The organism is Paenibacillus sp. FSL H8-0537 (assembly GCF_038051995.1).
Classification (GTDB): Bacteria; Bacillota; Bacilli; order Paenibacillales; family Paenibacillaceae; genus Pristimantibacillus.
The window spans coordinates 5,865,001-5,882,500 of the sequence record NZ_CP150290.1 but is presented as its reverse complement, the minus strand read 5'-3'; the positions used below and the strand labels follow the sequence as shown (position 1 = coordinate 5,882,500).

The window sequence follows — 17,500 nt, the reverse complement described above, 5'->3', positions numbered from 1 at the left end:
GTTAAAAATTGAATGTCAATGACCATTTCGCCAGCTAAATGACAGGGGTGCATTGATTAATGCACGCCCATAAAATGTGTTGAGGATTCGCGGATAACAAGCTTTGGCGGCAAAATAATTCTAGCCGTCTCCTGAGCAGCCGCTGTAGATGTTTCGGCGCTGATGCGCTGGTGGAGCAGGTTTGCCGCCTCGATTCCCCACTGGCCAGACCCAACGGAAACCGTCGTCAAGCCAGGATTAGCCGTAGCTGCTTCTTTAATATCGTCAAAACCAACGAGAGCCATATCCTTGCCGGCGACAAGCCGATTTTCCCTAAGTCCGACGATGACGCCAAGCGCGACAATATCGTTATGGCACAGCGCCGCTGTAGGCAGCTTGTCCTGACGGATGAGCTGATTAATAATGACAGCGCCGCTTTCGCGTGTAGGCGGGCCAGGAATAATGTGGCGCTGATCGGTCGGGATGCGGGATTCCTCAAGCCCTTCCAAATAGCCAGCGAGTCGTTCGTTATAAGCGGATGTATGAGGCGTGCCGCCAAGCAGAGCAATATGCTTATGCCCTTGGTCCGCCAAATGCCGGACAGCCATCTTCGTACCCCATTGGAAATCGGTGCCGATATAATCAACGCGTGCTCCGGAAATTTCACGGCCGATAAGGACGCAAGGGACGTTTAAGTGCTTTAGCCGGGCAAATACGGCAGGGTTTGTCCCCGCAACGGGAGCCATAATAATGCCGCAAACATGATGCTCCAGCATCGTCTCGAGTATGCGCTCCTGCTTGCTATCCGATTCAAAAGTCATGCCAAGCAGCGTTGTATAACCGAGTTCATCGAGCCGGTCTTGCAAGTTGGCGAGCAGCTCAGAGAAGAAGGGATTGCCGATATCCGTTATAATAATGCCCACAGTAGAAGAGCGTCTGGAGCGAAAGCTTGCTGCGACGCGATCATAGACATAACCGAGCTTATTCATCGATGCAAGAACCTTCTGTTTCGTCTGCTCAGTAATGGACGTACTGCCTCTGACAACGAGCGATGCCGTGGCGCGTGACACGCCTGCATCCTTCGCGACATCCTGAAGCGTTACGCGTTTTTCTTTTTTATCGCCCACAATCAGTCACACCTCTTTCATTAGTGAAAATTATAGTACATAATCGCAGCATATGGAATGACTATAGATTCCCCGGCTTGCTGTTGACAGGGGGGATGCCGTTTTTTATAATCAATGGAAAGATTAGATCGATCTAATAGCGAACGGCAGCTGTTCAAATGGACAGCAAATATAATTTATAATCTCATAATAAGGTGGTTATTGTCATGTCAGCAAATCCGGGAATTGAATTTCACAAGGAAGGCCGTATCGGAATTATCCGCTTCAACAATCCTCCGCTGAACTTGGGAACGAATAACGGGCTTGCGCTGCTTGAGAAGATTTTAGCCGATATTGAGTCGGATGGCGAGCTTCGCGTTGTTGTCCTTACTCATAATGGCAAAGTATTCTCGGCGGGCTCAGACATGAATGAAATACAGCAGCATTTGGAAAAAGATACGTATGTCAGCGACAAAATGGAAAGCGAGATTCGGCTGCGAACCCGCCTGTCCGTACTGCCGATTCCGACGATTGCCGCTTTGGACGGCTCCGCTTATGGCGGTGGTTTTGACTGGGCGCTAAGCTGCGATATGCGGGTAGCTGCACCTCATGTTGTGCTGTCATTACCAGAGGTAAACATTGGATCATTCCCGGGAAGCGGCAGCGCCTACCGCATCACCCGCCTCATCGGAGCAGGAAGAGCGATGCAGTTTATGCTGCTTGCCAAGCCGATGAGTGCGCAGGAAGCACTTAGCTTGGGCGTAGTCAATGAGATTGCACACGAAGGAACCGCTTATGAGCTGGCCTATCGCTGGGCAGAGGAAATTGCCGCAAAATCCGGCTCGGCCGTACGTGCTGTAAAGGAGGCGCTTACCCGCATTTTTATGCCAGAGCAGTCATGGCTTGATTTAACGCAGCTCGATATTTCGCAAAAGGTAGCGGAAAGCGAAGATTTTAAGGAAGGCATGCAGGCCTTCTTCGAGAAGCGTCCTCCTGTTTTCGCTGGTGATACCGTTCAAAAAATGTAACATTCTAACCGCTGATTTGCTGAACTTATATAGAGGCACAGACGAAAGCAGCCGAAGAAGGAGAATTATCCATCATGTCTAATGCAACTTTGAAAAAAAGAACCGGTCCGGTTCCCATTTTGACCGCTGATGAGGCCGTGCGCCTCATTTCTGACGGAGCCACGGTCGCCTTTAGCGGCGCCGGCGGCGGAATTGTCGAGGCGACTGCTGTCATTGAAGCACTCGCTGATCGCTATCACAAAGAGCAGCAGCCAAGCGGGCTGACTTATCTTCACACAACCGGTCTCGGTGACCGGGCAGATAGAGGGATGAGCCCGATCGCGATTGCCGGCCTTTGCATCAAAGCGATTGGCGGGCATTGGGGGCAGTCGCCGCGGATGTCGGAGCTGGCTGAGACGAACCAAATCGAAGCGTATTGCTTCCCGCAAGGTGTCATTACACAGCTCTTCCGTTCCACGGCAGCGGGGCATCCCGGTATTTTGAGCCATGTTGGGCTTGGCTCATTCGTTGATCCTCGCCAGCAAGGCGGCAAGCTTAATGAGCGCACGACGAAGGAGCTTGTCCGCCTGATGGAAATCGACGGCAAGGAATGGCTGTTCTATCCGTCGATTAAGCCGGATGTGGCGATTATTCGCGGTACGACTGCCGATACAGACGGTTATATTACGATGGAGGATGAGCCGACTTTTCTGGATGTGCTCAGCATTGCACAGGCTACGAAAAATAGCGGCGGCATTGTCATTGTACAAGTGCAGCGAATGGTTCAAGCTCGTTCGCAGCATCCGAAGACGATCAAAATTCCCGGCTTCCTGGTCGATGCCGTCGTCGTCGTTCCAGAGCAAATGCAGACGTACCAGACGGAAAGCAACCGCTATATGAGCGGTGATTTGCTAGCCGTACAGGGCGGTATCGAGCCTTTGCAGCTAACCGAACGCAAAATTATCGCAAGGCGGGCGCTCATGGAGGCATTCCCTGGAGCCGTAGCCAATCTTGGAGTTGGCATATCTGATGGTGTTGGTTATGTGGCGGCCGAGGAGGGCGTTGGCGAAGCGCTGACGTTTACGGTGGAGCTGGGTCCGATAGGCGGCACACCAGCGAAAGGCATTATTTTTGGAGCGACGATCAGCCCTAGGGCGGTGCTTGACCAGCCGTACCAGTTCGATTTTTATGATGGCGGCGGGCTGGATGTCAGCTTCTTGAGCTTTGCTGAAATGGACCAAGCGGGAAATGTGAACGTTCATAAGTTCAATGGGAAAATTATGGGTGTGGGTGGCTTTATCGACATTGCCCAAAATTCTAAAAAAGTCGTATTCAGCGGCACCTTTACCGCCGGCGGCCTCGACGTCCAGGTAAAGGATGGCCAGGTCGACATTGCAAAGGAAGGACGCTTCCGCAAAATCGTGCCCGCGCTCGCAGACATTTCCTTCAACGGAGTCGAGGCGGCGCAAAACGGCAAGGAAGTTATTTTTATTACGGAGCGAGCGGTGTTCCAGCTTACAGCTCGCGGTTTGATGCTTTGCGAGATTGCCCCAGGAATCGATTTGCAGCGGGATGTTCTTGATCTGCTGGCGTTTGAGCCGCTTATTTCACCGGAGCTCAAGCTGATGGATGCAAGACTCTTCCAAGCGGAGCCTATGGGCCTCAAGCAAGAATGGGATGCTGCTACAGTATGATTTGGTTGATGCTACAGTATGGTTTGGTTGATGCTACAGTATGGTTTGGTTGCCTGGCCATTGTCCGTTCTACGAATGTAACCCAGCCATAGGCTGAGTCACATTCGTCTGAACTACCAAAAGTCCAATCAACTCAAACATACTTCCGCCTACAATTAAAGAGAAGAGAAGAGAAGAGAAGAGAAGAGAAGAGAAGAGAAGAGAAGAGAAGAGAAGAGCTTTAACAGTTCCTAGGGCTGTTCTTTAACAATTAAAAACCGTCCAATCAATAAAAGCCGTCGAATCAATGAGTGATTCAACGGCTTTTTGTGCTGTATTCCTCACATCTTCCATTCGACTATTAGAATGGTTATCAGTAAAATGGTGAGATTAGCTTTACGGTCTGACCTATTTGATCCATAGGAGTTGAACAAGGGCGATGAACTTGAATGAACACATTCAATTGTGGAACCAAGCCTCCATCAAGCTGCTTGATATCCGGCATGCAGTGCTGGAGCTGGGTGAGGAGCTGCGCTCCTATCAGCTGCCTGCGAGCGCTTTTCTTTTTACCGCGCGGGGACAGGGGCGGATTATGCTTGATGGAATGGAGCATCATGCCGAGTATTGTTATCTTTGCCATGCAGGCAAAGGGGCGTTTCGGTAGATGCAGAGAACAGCAGTGCGTCGCTGTCGCTTGAGAAGCTTCCTGAGCTTGAGGCCGACCACCTCTTTCTGATGGAGGACAGCAGCAATTTGGAGCTGACGAAGGAATTCGAAAGCTCGGCTATTTGGAAAAACCTGAAAGCCGTCCAAAACGGCCATGTATACAAAGAAGATACGAATTTGTGGATTGCCTAGTATGTCCCAGTAGCGATTAATTTGGTACTCGACCAAATCCAAGCGGCGTTAAAATAATAAGCAGCAATCATTTATTATGAACAAGGAAAACAGGGATTTTTTGCACAAGCTATTTGTGTGGAAGATGCCTGTTTTATTTGCAATTTTTTTCTAGTGAATCATTCTTTCTGCTTATGCAAGATTAGGTAAGCGTTTTCTTTTGTGCGAAATTGATGGTAGAATGGCGTTGATTCCCGTGACCCGCAGCAGGCAAGGAGACTGGACTTATCACATAAGGCGGAGGAAAAGCGATGAAGATGACAACATTTCGGAAAATGATAGCCTTGATTATTGCGCTGCTCATCCCGATTATTTTGCTTTACGGCTACTCGAACCAAGTGAGTGTAGATGTGGTGCAGACGACGATCAAGGAGCAGAATCTTAACCGCCTCGGTTTTTTTATGAACCAGCTCGACATGATGGTGGATCAGCTAGTGAAGCACTCCACCTCGGCAAGCCGTGATTACAGCATACGGGAATATGTGGAGGGCCGGGGGAAAAATGATGAGCTTGTCCAGCTTCAGCGCCACTTGCGCCTCGTGGATATGCTGAATATGCAGACGACGACGAGCGCCTGGACGAACCAAATTATTTTATATTTGCGCGATACCAAGGAACTGATTTCGACGGACTATTCCGCCCATTATGACGAGCAGAAGCTTGAAGCGGGGGACATGGGCAAATGGGTTCATGAATACGCCACAACGTTTGGCATTAAGGAAATGCTGTTCAGCCGCATGCAGCAGTCAGACATGCCGAATCTATATGTCGAAGTACGGTTCACCGATGCCAATTTGAAAAATATGCTTAATTCTCTCCAGCAGGATGAGGCGCGCGAGCCTTTTCTGTATCATCCCGGCGAGGACCCGATCATTGGCTTTAACGGCAACTATCGGCTCGTTACGCAGGCAATGGATCAGCTGGAGAGCTTGCAGCTCGCGGGCAGCGGCAGCCTCAATCTTGAAATTAATCGCCAGCAATATATCGTCAATTATATCCGTTCGGCAAGTCTTGGCTGGTATTTGGTCGATGTTGTGCCGCTTGCGAGCGTGTTTGCACCAATCAATACGAGTCGTAACCTGTTTTATATCTCAATAGGCTTGCTAATGGCACTCGGCGTTTTATCTACCCTGCTGCTGTACCGCAATGTCCAGCGTCCGATTGTGCTGCTGGTGCGGGGAGTGCAGCGAATCAAGGACGGACAGTTTTCCACCCGCCTGAAGCAGCGCCCAAACAATGAATTTGAGTTTCTATTCAGCAGCTTTAACGAGATGGCAGAGCAGATTCAGGAGCTGATCGATAAGGTGTACATGGAGACGCTTCGCTCCAAGGAAGCGACGCTGAAGCAGCTCCAATCGCAGATCAACCCGCATTTTTTATACAACTGTTTATTCTATATTAAAAATATGGCGAATCTCGGCGATAAGGAAGCAGTCGTGGCGATGTCGCTGAATTTAGGCGAATACTATCGCTACACGACGCGGATGGAAAATAGCATGACGACGGTTCGGGAGGAGCTTAAGCTGGTGGAAAACTACTTGATCATTCAGCAGCTCCGTATCCAGCGTCTGCACTATGAAATCGACATCCCTGAGGAGATGATGGATTTGCAAATTCCACGGCTGCTCATTCAGCCCATTGTGGAAAATTCGGTCGTCCACGGAATTGAAAGCCAGCTGCAATTTGGCATTGTTCATATTAAGGGGCTGCTCCAAAACGGCTTGAACCGGCTTATTATTGACGATAATGGCAGCGGCTTGACGAAGGAGGAGCTGGTCAAGCTGCGAAAGTCGCTCGCTGTCCCCTTGGATGAGCACACTGGATGTGGCCTATGGAATACGCATCAACGGCTAACACAGTTATATGGAGGGCATTCGGGCTTGCGGTTCTCCGCTTCACCTTCACCGCTGGACGGCTTTCGTACGGAAATCATTTGGGAGGACAAGGAGGAAGCGTGATGGAGGAGCAGCTGGCATTTAGATTATTGCTTGTGGATGACGAGGCGAGCGTGGTGGACAGTCTTGCCGATACGCTTCCATGGGAGCAAATCGGTATCGGCACTGTGTTCAAAGCTTATTCTGGCGTAGAGGCTCTGGAGATTTTAAATACGAATACGATCGATGTTCTAATTACCGATATCCGGATGCCGGGCATCAGCGGTTTGGAGCTGCTCCAGCAGGTGCGGAGGAGCTGGAAGCGGATTAAATGCATTTTGTTGTCCGGTCATGCCGAATTTGCTTATGCGCAGCAGGCTATTGCCCATGAAACGTATGACTATTTATTAAAGCCTATTAGTGACGACCACATTTTGGAAAAGGTGAGCGGGGCCGTTCAGGCATTAAAGAAGGAGCTGGACGAGAAGAGCTTCCATCAGCGTGTAGCAAGAGCTTTTCAGGAGAATTTGCCCAAGCTTCAGGGCGAGCTTCTGAATGAGCTGCTTGAGGGACGCAAATATTCGGCGGAGCGGCTGTCCGAAAAGCTGGAATCACTCAAAGTTCCGGTAGTCTTGGAACAACGCTTTGCGCTGATGCTCGTGCGGCTTGAGGGCAAGCTGTCGGAAATGGATTTCTACAGTCTGTCCCTGCTGGAATATGCCGTCAGCAATATGGCGGAGGAGCTGTTTGAGGCGCGCTTCCGTCTCTGGACATGCAAATCTATTCACGGCTACTTGGTTGGCGTCGTTACGGAAATTCCGCTAGATAGCGCTGGTGGGACGCTTATTGGGGGAAAGCAAGGGGAGGATGAGGAGCCGCTTTCCGGATTATCAGATGATAATAAAGCTCTTGATGAGGAGCTTCAGCTCAAAGCCTCGCAGCTCCAGCTCAGCGTCAATCATTATTTAAGTGGCGAGGTTTCCGTGCTTGTCAGCCAGTGGGGGCTGTTCCCGCATGATGTCAGGCAGCAGTATGAGGATGTTTTGCTGGCGCTGCGCCGGCAGGTCGGCAGCCAAAGCGGGCTGTTTATCCATGTCGCTTCCGATATCGCCCGCCAGCAGCCGATTCATTCGCTTCAGCGGCTTTACGAGCCGCCGATGCTCATTCATTTGATGGAATCGGGCAGTTGGGAAATGGCTGAGCAGAAGCTTAGCGGCATCTGGAGCGAGCTGAACCAAGGCTGGCCGGATTCGCCGGAGCATCTGATGGAGGTGTTTTTCTCCATCTATGCCTCGTTCAGCTCCTTCGCGCACAAAAACGGGCGTGAGCTGGCGGAGATGATCGGCTCCGGCTTATCGGAGATGAGCGGGCAGCTGCCAAGCCGCTCCATTATTGCGTTAAAGAGCTGGATAGACGAAGCGTTCCTGCTGCTGAGGCAAAGCATGGAAAATGATACGAGAAATGACCGTGAAATAACCGTAGGCAAAATCCGCAGCTACATTGAGAAAAATCTCGTTACCGATGTGACGCTGCAAGCGATCGCCGATTATCTGTTTATGCATCCGGTCCATGTGTCGCGTATCTTCAAGCTTGCGACGGGCGAAAACGTGAGCGATTATGTGCTGCGGCTGAAGATGGAGCTGGCAGCGTCGATGCTGGCAAACCCAAGCCTGAAAAGCTATGAAATCGCGCTCCAGCTTGGTTATCAAAACCCGAATTATTTCAATAAGGTGTTCAAAAAATATTATTCCCTGACGCCCCAAGAGTTCCGGCAAAAGCTGGAGGGCGGCAAGGAATTGAAATAGAGAAAGGCCATAACAGCGGCGCCGCAATCCAAGCGATGGAGCGGTGCTGTTTTTTGTACGATTTTTCGCTATAAAAATGCTGTGATTGCATTCTGTTAATTTTGTATCATTCGATTAAATTGTTGTCATATTATCTTTTAACCATTCGAACTAAGATAGGGACAGAAGCATGAAAGCGCTTCAACTACGATGATGCTGTACGTGAAAAAAAGCGAAACGGGAGGTCAGCGTTTCTATGAAAAACGGATTGAAAAAAGCAGTAGCAGTTTCATTGTTGACAGTTGTCGTGGCAGGCTGCGGTAATGCAGGCAATCAGGGAACGGCGAACAACGGCGGGGAGACCGCGCAAGCGGGCAGCGGCGAGAAGCCAACTCTTACCTTTTGGATGAAGAAGCAGCTGTTTGATGATCAAAACACATTAATTACTGAACGTGCGAAGCAGTTTGGAGAAGAGAACAATGTGAACGTCAATGTAGAGCTGATTGCCTACGAGGATTTTTATCCAAAATGGACGGCGGCGATTGAATCCAAATCCGTGCCGGATGTTTCCTTCTTCGGCTATCAGGAAATTGGCCAATTTTACGGAAAAGACGTTTTGGAGGATGTAAGCGATGTGGTTGCCAGCCTGCAAGGCAAAAGCGCCATCAATGAAAATACGAAAAAAGCGATAACGTTCAGCGGCAAGCAATATGGTGTGCCGTTTTGGACCGAGACGCAGGTGCTTTACTACCGCAAAGATTTGCTTGCCAATACAGGCTACACAGAGCCTCCAAAAACATGGGACGAGCTTAGGGAAATGGGCAAAAAGCTGACAGATACGAGCAAAGGCCTATACGGCATCGGCATGGGCTACGGTAAAGGCAACTCCGACGCTGAGTTTCTAACTCGCGGTATTATTTGGTCCTACGGTGGATCTGTCGATACGCAGGATGGCAAAACGGTCATTGTGGATTCGCCGGAAACGGTGCAGGCCGCTTCGTTTATCCGCGATATTTTCTTAACGGATAAAAGCACGCCGCCAAGCGCAATCGGCTGGGATGATGCGGGCAACAATAAAGCTTATTTGAGCGGACAAGCAGCGATGATTTTTAACACGGGCAGCGTGCTCGCGACGATTAAGAAGGATAACCCGGACTTGTATGAAAAAACAGGCATTGCGCCTTATCCGGCAGGCCCTAAAGGTACTTTTATTCCGGGCATCAGCAACAATCTCGGCATTTTCAAAGATTCGAAAAACAAGGATTTGGCTAAAAAATTCATTTCCTACATGCTGGATAAAGACTGGTATAAGTCATGGATTGAGAAGGGTGCTCCATTGACGGCTCCCGTATATGACGAGCTGGCGAAGGAAGCGGTATGGCAAGGCGAGAAAAACAAAGCCTTTGTCGAATCCGTTGCTGGCTTTAATTTCCTCGGCTATCCTGGCGAGTACAATGCGAAGGCGGGGGAAGTGTTCAACCTTCGCATTCTCAACGATACGTTCCAGAAGCTGCTGCTTGAATCGAGCTACACGCCGGAAGCGGCCATCACAGATATGCAGGCTAAAATTCAAGAGGTTTACAGCAAATAAGCTTTTATTAAGAAAGCTTTTATTAATTCGGCGGCGGACGGCCAGAGCGTTTGGTCCTCCTCTGCCTTTAAGTAAGGCGGGATGAGGCTTGAATACAAACCAAAACAATAAACTGGCTTATTTGCTCATGAGCCCGGTCTTGATTTATCTCCTTGCCGTTATGGTACTGCCGTTTGGCTGGGCGCTTTATCTGAGCTTTACGAATAAAGTCGTGGGTGCGGATGCGGTTTTTATCGGGCTCGGCAATTATTTGGAGCTGCTGCAGGATTCAGCGTTCTGGAAAGCGACATGGAATACGGTTGTTTTTACAGGCGTAGCTGTGTTGTTCAAAACGGTATTCGGCATGATTATGGCGCTTGTTCTTAATGAAAAGATCATATTTCGCAATACGTTCCGTGTCCTATTATTTTTACCCTGGACGATCCCGACTATCGTATCGGTATTTACTTGGCAGTGGATTTACTCCGATGTTGGCGGAGTGCTGAACTTCCTGCTATTGAAAGTCCATCTGATCGATCAACCGCTTGGCTGGCTGGCAAGGCCGGATCTTGCGATGTTCTCGGTTATTCTAGTTAACGTATGGCGGGGCATCCCCTTTATGGGCATTGCTATTCTAGCTGGCCTTCAGACCGTGTCGAAGGAAATGTATGAAGCGGCTATGCTGGACGGGGCGGGCGCGGTCAAGCGTTTCTGGCATATGACGCTGCCATCCGTGAAGGAAGTAACGATACTTGCCGCAGTGATGACTACGATTTGGACCTTGAACGATTTCGAAATTATTTGGCTGCTGACGCGCGGAGGCCCTGCCAATGCGACACAGGTGCTGTCTACGCTGAGCTATACGATTGGATTTTTGAATATGAGCCTTGGGAAAGCGATTGCCATCGCCATTATGACGATGCCGCCGTTGATCCTGCTGATCAACTACGTGACGAAGCGCTCGCTTTCATCCAGAGATTAGGTGATAAACGATGGAAAATAAATCAATCGGCAAACAGGTTCTCGTCTATGGAACTTTGGCATTTCTATTGATTTTTGCTTTGTTCCCGCTGTATTGGATGCTGAACACGTCCTTCAAGTCGCAGGGAGAAATCTACAATATGACGCCGTCCTTCTGGCCGCAAGTTTTCAGCTGGTCCGCTTATGAGAAGCTGCTGACGGAGAAGGGATTTTTATCGAATATTAAAAATAGCCTTTACGTATCGTTGATCGTTTCTTTTCTGTCGATTTTGTTCAGCATGCTGGCTGCCTATGCCATTTCCAAATTACAGTTCAAGGGCCGCGGCTTTATATCCAGAGGAATCTTGTACGCCTATTTGATGCCGCGAGCGGTGCTGTTTATTCCGCTTTATATGCTGGTGAATGCGATTGGGCTGAGCAATTCGGTATATGGTCTCATGCTTATATATCCTACTATTACAATTCCATATGCCACTTGGATGCTCGTCTCCTATTTTAAATCGATTCCGGGAGAGATTGAGGAAGCGGCGATGATCGACGGCTGCAGCCGGGCGCGTACGATGTGGAGCGTTATTTTCCCCCTTGCCGCTCCAGGGCTTGCTGCAACCTTCATCTTCGCCTTCACGCTGTGCTGGAGTGAATATTTATATGCCCTCGTCATTGTGACGAAAACGAGCGACAAGACGATTACGCTTGGTCTGTCGGATATGATCGTTGGCGACGTATTCGCTTGGGGCCCGCTGATGGGCGGCTCGATTATCGCTTCTATTCCAGTCATTATTATGTATTTGTTTACATCAAAATATATGGTTAGCGGGATGACCGTTGGAGGAGTCAAATAATGAGCACAAAGCATAAAGTTCTAGTGACGGCGACGAACTATTCGCTGCTATGCGCCGATGCGAAGCGAATGCTTGAGGAAGCCGGCTGCGAAATTATCGAGAACCAGCTTGGTCGTCCCCATACGTTTGAGGAGCTGGCTCCGCTTGTTGCGGATATAGACGGGGTCGTTGCCGGTGTTGATACATGGGATGAAGCGATTTTCAAGCTGGCGCCAAAGCTGAAGGGCATTGCCCGCTTCGGCGTTGGCGTCGACAATATTGATCTGGCTAAAGCGCGAGAATACGGCATTAAGGTGGCGAATGTGCCGGGCGGCAACGCCAATGCAGTAGCGGAGCTGACGATTGGCCTGATTTTGTCGATGCTGCGCAACATTCCGACGCTTGAACGTTCGGCAAGGCGCGGCTATTGGGATCGCACCGTCGGCACGGAGCTGGCGGTGCGCACAGTCGGGCTGCTTGGTTTCGGCAACATTGCCCAGATGGTAGCGAAGAAGCTGCAAGGCTTTGATGTGGAAATCATCGCTTACGATAAATATCCAAATGAAGAGAAGGCGAAGGCGCTCAGGGTCAAGCTTGTGTCCTCTGAGGAAGTGCTCGCTCAGAGCGACGTCGTCAGCATGCATCTGCCTAGTCTTAAGGAAACCTATCATATGATGAGTGACGAGCAATTTGAACGGATGAAGCCGACAGCCTATTTCGTCAATACGGCGCGGGGCGCACTCGTGGATGAGCAGGCGTTGTACAAGGCTTTGAAACAGGGTAGCATCGCCGGAGCGGCTATCGATGTGTACGAGCAGGAGCCAGTAGCGGCGGACAATAAGCTTTTTGAGCTGGACAAGCTGATTGCAACGCCCCATACCGCAGCGGAAACGACAGAGACGTATTACCGGGTTGGCCTGGATACGGCCCAAGCGCTGCTGGATATTTTTGCAGGCAAGGACCCTGTGCATTTGCTTCGTTAACTTGCTATCCTAACTAAAACATAAAAAAGAAAGAGGGATTGGCACGATGAAACGTTTATACGGTGTGACGACAGCGATGGTGACGCCTTTCACTAAAGAAGGACATGTCGATTTGGCGAAGGTAGAAGCGCTGACTGAGTTTCTGATTTCCAAAGGCGTACACTGCCTGTTTCCGCTGGGGACGACAGGAGAAATGGTGCGGCTGTCGGTTGACGAGCGCAAAGCGGTTGCGGAAACGGTAGTGAAGACAGCGGCCGGAAGAGTTACCGTATTTATTCATGCAGGTGCGGCAACGCAGGCTGATACGATTTTACTAGCACAGCATGCCCATCGCATTGGGGCTGACGGCGTTGGTGTAGTCACACCGTTTTTCCTTGGAGCAAACGATGCAGAGCTGGAGCAATATTATGTGACGTTAGCGTCCAGTTTGCCAGCAGATTTCTCCGTCTATTTGTACAATATTCCGCAATGCGCGTCCAATGATCTCAAAACGGATGTTGCAAAGAGAGTAGCAGAACGCTGCGGAAACGTAGTCGGCGTTAAATACAGTTATCCGGATTTTCTGCGCACGAATGAGTACTTGTCCATAAAAGGCGGCGATTTCTCCGTAATGCAGGGGGCTGACCGTTTGTTTCTGCCAGCACTTGCTATGGGCTGTGACGGTGTGATTTCCGGTGTGTCTTGCGTATATCCTGAGCCGTTTGTTGCGGTATACAACGCCTACCTGGCGAAGGATTTGGATAAGGCCCGCGAATGGCAGCGCATCGCGATTCAATTTTGCGAGGTGCTGAGAAGCGGTGCCAATATGTCCTTTTTCAAGGAAGCACTCAAGCTTCGCGGCATAGATGCCGGCTTTATGCGAGCGCCGCAGCTTGATCTTAGCGCTGGGGAAGTGGACGCGCTTAAGCAGCAGCTGGATGCGCTGCCGCAGATGACCTAGCCGATGCCTGTTTTACTCTGAATTCATAAAAATTCTAAATCATTTTAAAAATAAGCAGCGCCCCTCCTCAATCCAGGAAGGGGCGCTGCTTAGGCATGTAGGATACACGGTCGATTACGGTTCCGGTTCCGGTCATTCGTTATATGTTAGATGATATTTTGCTAGGCTCGCCAAATAAATAGACTAGACGCCGGAATAGGCCATAAAGCCACCATCGACCGGAACGACAATGCCAGTGACGAAGCCGGACATTTGCTCATCCGCCAGCCATAGCAGCGTGCCGAGCAAATCCTGCGGCGATCCAAAGCGGCGCATCGGCGTGTGGGCGATGATTTTGCCTGCCCGCGCCGTATGGGAGCCATCTTCATTCAGCAGCAGCCGCTCGTTTTGCTGGGTCAGGAAGAAGCCGGGAGCAATTGCATTTACGCGAATGCCAGCATCAGCTAAATGGACAGCGAGCCACTGTGTGAAATTGTTAATGGCAGCTTTGGCTGCGCTGTACGCCGGAACCTTCGTCATTGGCGACGGTGCGCTCATCGACGAAATATTAATAACGGCTGCTCCAGCCCTGCCAAGCATCTGCTTGGAAAAAGCTTGAGTCGGAATCAGGCTGCCGACAAAGTTTAAATCAAGCACATTGCGAAAGCCGTCCACCTTCAAGTCGAAGAAGGAGGTAACGTCGGGATTGTCCAAATCCTCCGGCTGGAACGTCTCATTCGTCGTATTGGCGCTCGGATGATTGCCGCCTGCGCCATTAATGAGCAGGTCGCATGGACCAAGCTGGGCAAGCACCGTTTCCGCCGCTGCCGCAACGCTTTGCTGGTTGGTAACATCGCATGCAACCGCAATAGCTTGTCCGCCTGCGGCTTTAATATCTGCGGCAACCTGCTCGCCTTTTTCCAATGTGCGGTTAAGCACGGCAATTTTCGCTCCTTGCTGTCCGAGCTCCAGCGCCATTGCGCGGCATAATACGCCTGCGCCGCCTGTAATGACGACGACTTTGCCCTCAATTGAGGCATGCTTCGGCAAACTTATCGTTTCACTCACTTCGCAGCAGCTCCTTCCGCGGCGGCAGCTTTCTGATACGCATCCCATAAGCCCCAAAGGTACATAATGCCGAGTGCGCGGTCATACAAGCCGTAGCCTGGACGGCACTCTTCGCCCCAAATATGGCGGCCGTGATCCGGACGGCAGTAGCCCTCGAATTGCTCCTCATGGTAGGCCTGCACAACACCAGCGATATCGACTGTACCATCCTGTGTCCGGTGTGACGATTCGATGAAATCGCCGTTTTCATAGACGCGTACGTTGCGAATATGCGTGAACGGTATACGGTCGGCAAACTCGTGAATCATCGACACGATATCATTTTCCGGATTAGCGCCCAGCGATCCGCTGCATAAAGTAAGACCATTATAAGGGCTGTCATGCAATTGGAGATAACGGCGAATATTATCTTGCCCGGTAATAATGCGCGGCAGGCCAAAAATCGGCCAAGGCGGATCATCCGGGTGAATGGCCATTCTAATGTCATGCTCAGCAGCAAACGGAATAATTTCATCGAGGAAATATTTCGCATTTGCCCATAAATGCTCTTGCGTAACTCCCTGATAGGCTTCGAACAGCTGGGTCAAATATTGCAGCCGCTCCGGCTCCCAGCCCGGCATCGTCAGCTTGGAATTTTCGTTGATGCGTTTAACGAGATCGAAGGGATCGACATTATCAATCATCGCTTTTTCATAAAAAAGGGCCGTCGATCCGTCTTCCATCTCCTTATGAAGATCGGTACGCAGCCAATCGAAAATCGGCATGAAGTTGTAGCAAATGACTTTGACGCCGACCTGCGCAAGCTTGGCAATTGTCTTCTTGTAGTTGTCGATGTACAAATCGCGGCTTGGCAGGCCGAGCTTAATGTCCTCATGAACATTGACGCTTTCAACGACCTTAATGTGCAGGCCGGCTTTGTCCGCTGCTTCTTTAATCTTCATTATTTTGTCCATCGGCCATTCATCGCCAGCTGGAACGTCATGCAGCGCCCAGACGATGCCCTCCGTGCCGGGAATTTGTCTGATTTGGTCAAGGCTGACGGTGTCATTGCCTTCGCCAAACCAACGAAATACCATTTTCATAATGCGTTTCGCCTCCGATTATTTGAAGTAGGTAGGGAACTTCTCTTTCAATAGCGCCTGATCGGCAATCGTCAGGTTCAAATGCTCTTTCATCAGCCGTTCGGCAAGCTGGGTATCGCTGCTTTCAATCGCCTGTGCCATCTGCAAATGCTGCTCGTACAAATGCTCCCAATGGTGATCGGCAGCAAGACGAAGCATGCGGCTGCGGTTGAGATGGACGTTGATTTGCTGGATGACGGCCCAAGTGTTGCTTTTGCGGCAGCCCTCAAACAGCGTGCGGTGAAAAGCCTCGTCCAGATCAAACATCGTTTTGTAATCCTGGCTTTCTACGCAAGCCCGTTGCAAGGCGAGATTGTGACGCATCGCCGTCAGGCGTTCGGCAGGGAAGCTGATACAGGCGAGGCGGATAACCGCAGTCTCCAACTGCTCGCGCATGAAGCGTGCTTCCTCGACCAGCTCCAAATCAATGAGCGACACATTAGTGCCGCGCTGCGGAAAAATTTCCAGCAATCCTTCCTGCGCCAGCCGAACGAAGCTTTCCCGAACGGGGGTGCGGCTGACGCCAAGCTTTAGGGAGATTTCCTTCTCCGAAATGCTCGTGCCGGGCGGCAGCTCCAAGCTCAAAATCTGCTCCTTCAGCGTCAAATAAATCGCATCCCGCGTCGATACGGCAGTGGGCTTTATCGTAAAATCCATCGTTCACCTCCTCGGTAGATAGGCTCATTTCTTAAGTTGAAAGTTACGTTTTCACTATACTACCATACTTGTATGGTAGTTTGGAAGCGGAAACATTTTTGGTGAAAAATATTTCCTTCAGAGCATGCGCGATATCTGCCTGCCTGAAGCAAAACAAGTCTAGTCCCAGGATGAATACTGATCGTGGCTTGTTGCTTTTGCTATAGTGGCTGCTTATGAGCCTTTAGCTGACAATTAAAGAAACGACTTTGCCTGCATAGACATCAATGAGGCCATAGTCTGTCATTTTCAGAAAAGAGCTGACAGGCAGGGAATGGGTAGCAATCGACATAATCGGATTATAATGGCGATAATCGATCGACTGCATCGCTTCACGCAGCTGCTTGACAGCTGGGTCAGCTTCTTCAAGCGGAGCCTCGGTCAAATTACCCCCGACAGGCAAATGCATGTTAGCGAGCAATTGTCCATTATCGACAACGCAAAATCCTCCCTGCTGCTTAATGACCGTATTCGCGGCAAGCAGCATATCAGCGACGCTGTGTCCCACAATAAGCAAATTATGATTATCATGCGAATAGGTAGTAGCTGCTGCAGCGTGTGTAATCGTATCGCCGCTAATTAAGCTAAATGCTTTGCTGCCTGTTTTGCCATAACGCTCGAAGGTAGCAATTAGGCCGCAGCCGCTCGTTTCCCAGTGCTGCTCGCCCGTAAGCACCTGTGCTTCAACGAAGCTTTCCTTCATGAAGGTGGAGCCATGTTGAACGGTCATCACTAGGCAAGTATGAAGGCCGTCCTTGGCATCCACGGCAACGGTGAAATCAGCTTCAGTCAGCACCACAAGCTTTACACTCTCGTAATAGCTCGCGGAAAAAAGAGTGGAACCCTTATTGAGATTCGGTTCCTCTATAAATGCTCGCTGGATTGCTCCTTAGTAAGCAAGCACGCCGTTTTTGTATACTTGCTGGATGTACCAGAGTAATCAGAATCAATGGCAAAACAAATGAACCAGGTCGATAATCCTGGAAGTCGGCGTGTACAAAATGCTAAGCAGCTCTTGTAT

Annotated in this window: 15 protein-coding genes and 2 pseudogenes (1 of these 17 cut by a window edge); 11 read left to right on the top strand and 6 right to left on the bottom strand. The window is 50.2% G+C overall.

What is annotated here, in order from left to right:
- Nucleotides 1-56: 56 nt before the first annotated feature.
- Nucleotides 57-1,106 (bottom strand): LacI family DNA-binding transcriptional regulator, encoded by a 1,050-nt coding sequence (locus MHB80_RS24910; RefSeq protein ID WP_341279482.1) that lies wholly within the window; start codon nucleotides 1,104-1,106, stop codon nucleotides 57-59.
- Nucleotides 1,107-1,312: 206 nt separating this feature from the next.
- On the opposite strand from MHB80_RS24910, the gene MHB80_RS24905 reads away from it, so the two are divergent.
- The 11 genes from MHB80_RS24905 to MHB80_RS24855 all read left to right on the top strand — a co-directional run bounded on the left by MHB80_RS24905 (nucleotide 1,313) and on the right by MHB80_RS24855 (nucleotide 13,615).
- The gene (locus tag MHB80_RS24905; RefSeq protein WP_341279481.1) at nucleotides 1,313-2,113 is read left to right on the top strand and encodes an enoyl-CoA hydratase/isomerase family protein; all 801 of its coding nucleotides are present in this window, start codon (nucleotides 1,313-1,315) and stop codon (nucleotides 2,111-2,113) included.
- A gap of 74 nt (nucleotides 2,114-2,187) precedes the next feature.
- On the top strand, nucleotides 2,188-3,786 hold the full coding sequence (locus tag MHB80_RS24900; RefSeq protein WP_341279480.1) for a CoA-transferase: 1,599 nt from the start codon (nucleotides 2,188-2,190) through the stop codon (nucleotides 3,784-3,786).
- Nucleotides 3,787-4,204: 418 nt separating this feature from the next.
- Nucleotides 4,205-4,429 carry a hypothetical protein gene (locus MHB80_RS24895; RefSeq protein ID WP_341279479.1) on the top strand — a complete coding sequence of 75 codons (225 nt, stop codon included), beginning with the start codon at nucleotides 4,205-4,207 and terminating at the stop codon, nucleotides 4,427-4,429.
- Nucleotides 4,390-4,623 (top strand): ABC transporter substrate-binding protein, encoded by a 234-nt coding sequence (locus tag MHB80_RS24890; protein WP_341279478.1) that lies wholly within the window; start codon nucleotides 4,390-4,392, stop codon nucleotides 4,621-4,623. The genes MHB80_RS24895 and MHB80_RS24890 overlap by 40 nt, the downstream gene beginning before the upstream one ends.
- 290 nt (nucleotides 4,624-4,913) lie before the next feature.
- A complete protein-coding gene (locus tag MHB80_RS24885; RefSeq protein WP_341279477.1) occupies nucleotides 4,914-6,620 on the top strand; it encodes a histidine kinase in 1,707 nt (568 codons plus the stop codon).
- Entirely contained in the window at nucleotides 6,620-8,341 is a 1,722-nt protein-coding gene (locus MHB80_RS24880) for a response regulator (protein ID WP_341279476.1), read from the top strand. The genes MHB80_RS24885 and MHB80_RS24880 overlap by 1 nt, the downstream gene beginning before the upstream one ends.
- A gap of 235 nt (nucleotides 8,342-8,576) precedes the next feature.
- Entirely contained in the window at nucleotides 8,577-9,911 is a 1,335-nt protein-coding gene (locus tag MHB80_RS24875; RefSeq protein ID WP_341279475.1) for a sugar ABC transporter substrate-binding protein, read from the top strand.
- A gap of 88 nt (nucleotides 9,912-9,999) precedes the next feature.
- Nucleotides 10,000-10,872, top strand: coding sequence for a sugar ABC transporter permease (locus MHB80_RS24870; protein ID WP_046234056.1), 873 nt, complete (start codon nucleotides 10,000-10,002; stop codon nucleotides 10,870-10,872).
- Between the two features lie 10 nt (nucleotides 10,873-10,882).
- A complete protein-coding gene (locus MHB80_RS24865; RefSeq protein ID WP_341279474.1) occupies nucleotides 10,883-11,713 on the top strand; it encodes a carbohydrate ABC transporter permease in 831 nt (276 codons plus the stop codon).
- Nucleotides 11,713-12,675, top strand: a complete 963-nt coding sequence (locus tag MHB80_RS24860; protein ID WP_341279473.1) for a phosphoglycerate dehydrogenase — start codon at nucleotides 11,713-11,715, stop codon at nucleotides 12,673-12,675. The genes MHB80_RS24865 and MHB80_RS24860 overlap by 1 nt, the downstream gene beginning before the upstream one ends.
- A 46-nt stretch (nucleotides 12,676-12,721) precedes the next feature.
- Nucleotides 12,722-13,615: a dihydrodipicolinate synthase family protein gene (locus tag MHB80_RS24855; RefSeq protein WP_341279472.1), complete on the top strand. Its 894-nt coding sequence runs from the start codon at nucleotides 12,722-12,724 to the stop codon at nucleotides 13,613-13,615.
- Nucleotides 13,616-13,798: 183 nt separating this feature from the next.
- Here the strand turns inward: MHB80_RS24855 and MHB80_RS24850 are convergent, their stop codons facing one another.
- From MHB80_RS24850 to MHB80_RS24830, 5 genes and pseudogenes are all read right to left on the bottom strand, one after another.
- Nucleotides 13,799-14,662 (bottom strand): SDR family oxidoreductase, encoded by an 864-nt coding sequence (locus tag MHB80_RS24850; protein WP_341279471.1) that lies wholly within the window; start codon nucleotides 14,660-14,662, stop codon nucleotides 13,799-13,801.
- Entirely contained in the window at nucleotides 14,659-15,744 is a 1,086-nt protein-coding gene (uxuA, locus tag MHB80_RS24845; protein ID WP_341279470.1) for a mannonate dehydratase, read from the bottom strand. Before uxuA ends, MHB80_RS24850 begins: the two co-directional genes overlap by 4 nt.
- An 18-nt stretch (nucleotides 15,745-15,762) precedes the next feature.
- Nucleotides 15,763-16,440: a GntR family transcriptional regulator gene (locus tag MHB80_RS24840; RefSeq protein WP_341279469.1), complete on the bottom strand. Its 678-nt coding sequence runs from the start codon at nucleotides 16,438-16,440 to the stop codon at nucleotides 15,763-15,765.
- A gap of 223 nt (nucleotides 16,441-16,663) precedes the next feature.
- Nucleotides 16,664-17,311: pseudogene (locus tag MHB80_RS24835) on the bottom strand (adenine deaminase C-terminal domain-containing protein); the annotation flags it as partial.
- 97 nt (nucleotides 17,312-17,408) lie between these two features.
- Nucleotides 17,409-17,500 (bottom strand): annotated as a pseudogene (locus MHB80_RS24830) (ABC transporter permease) (its annotated part continues 246 nt past the right edge of the window); the annotation flags it as partial.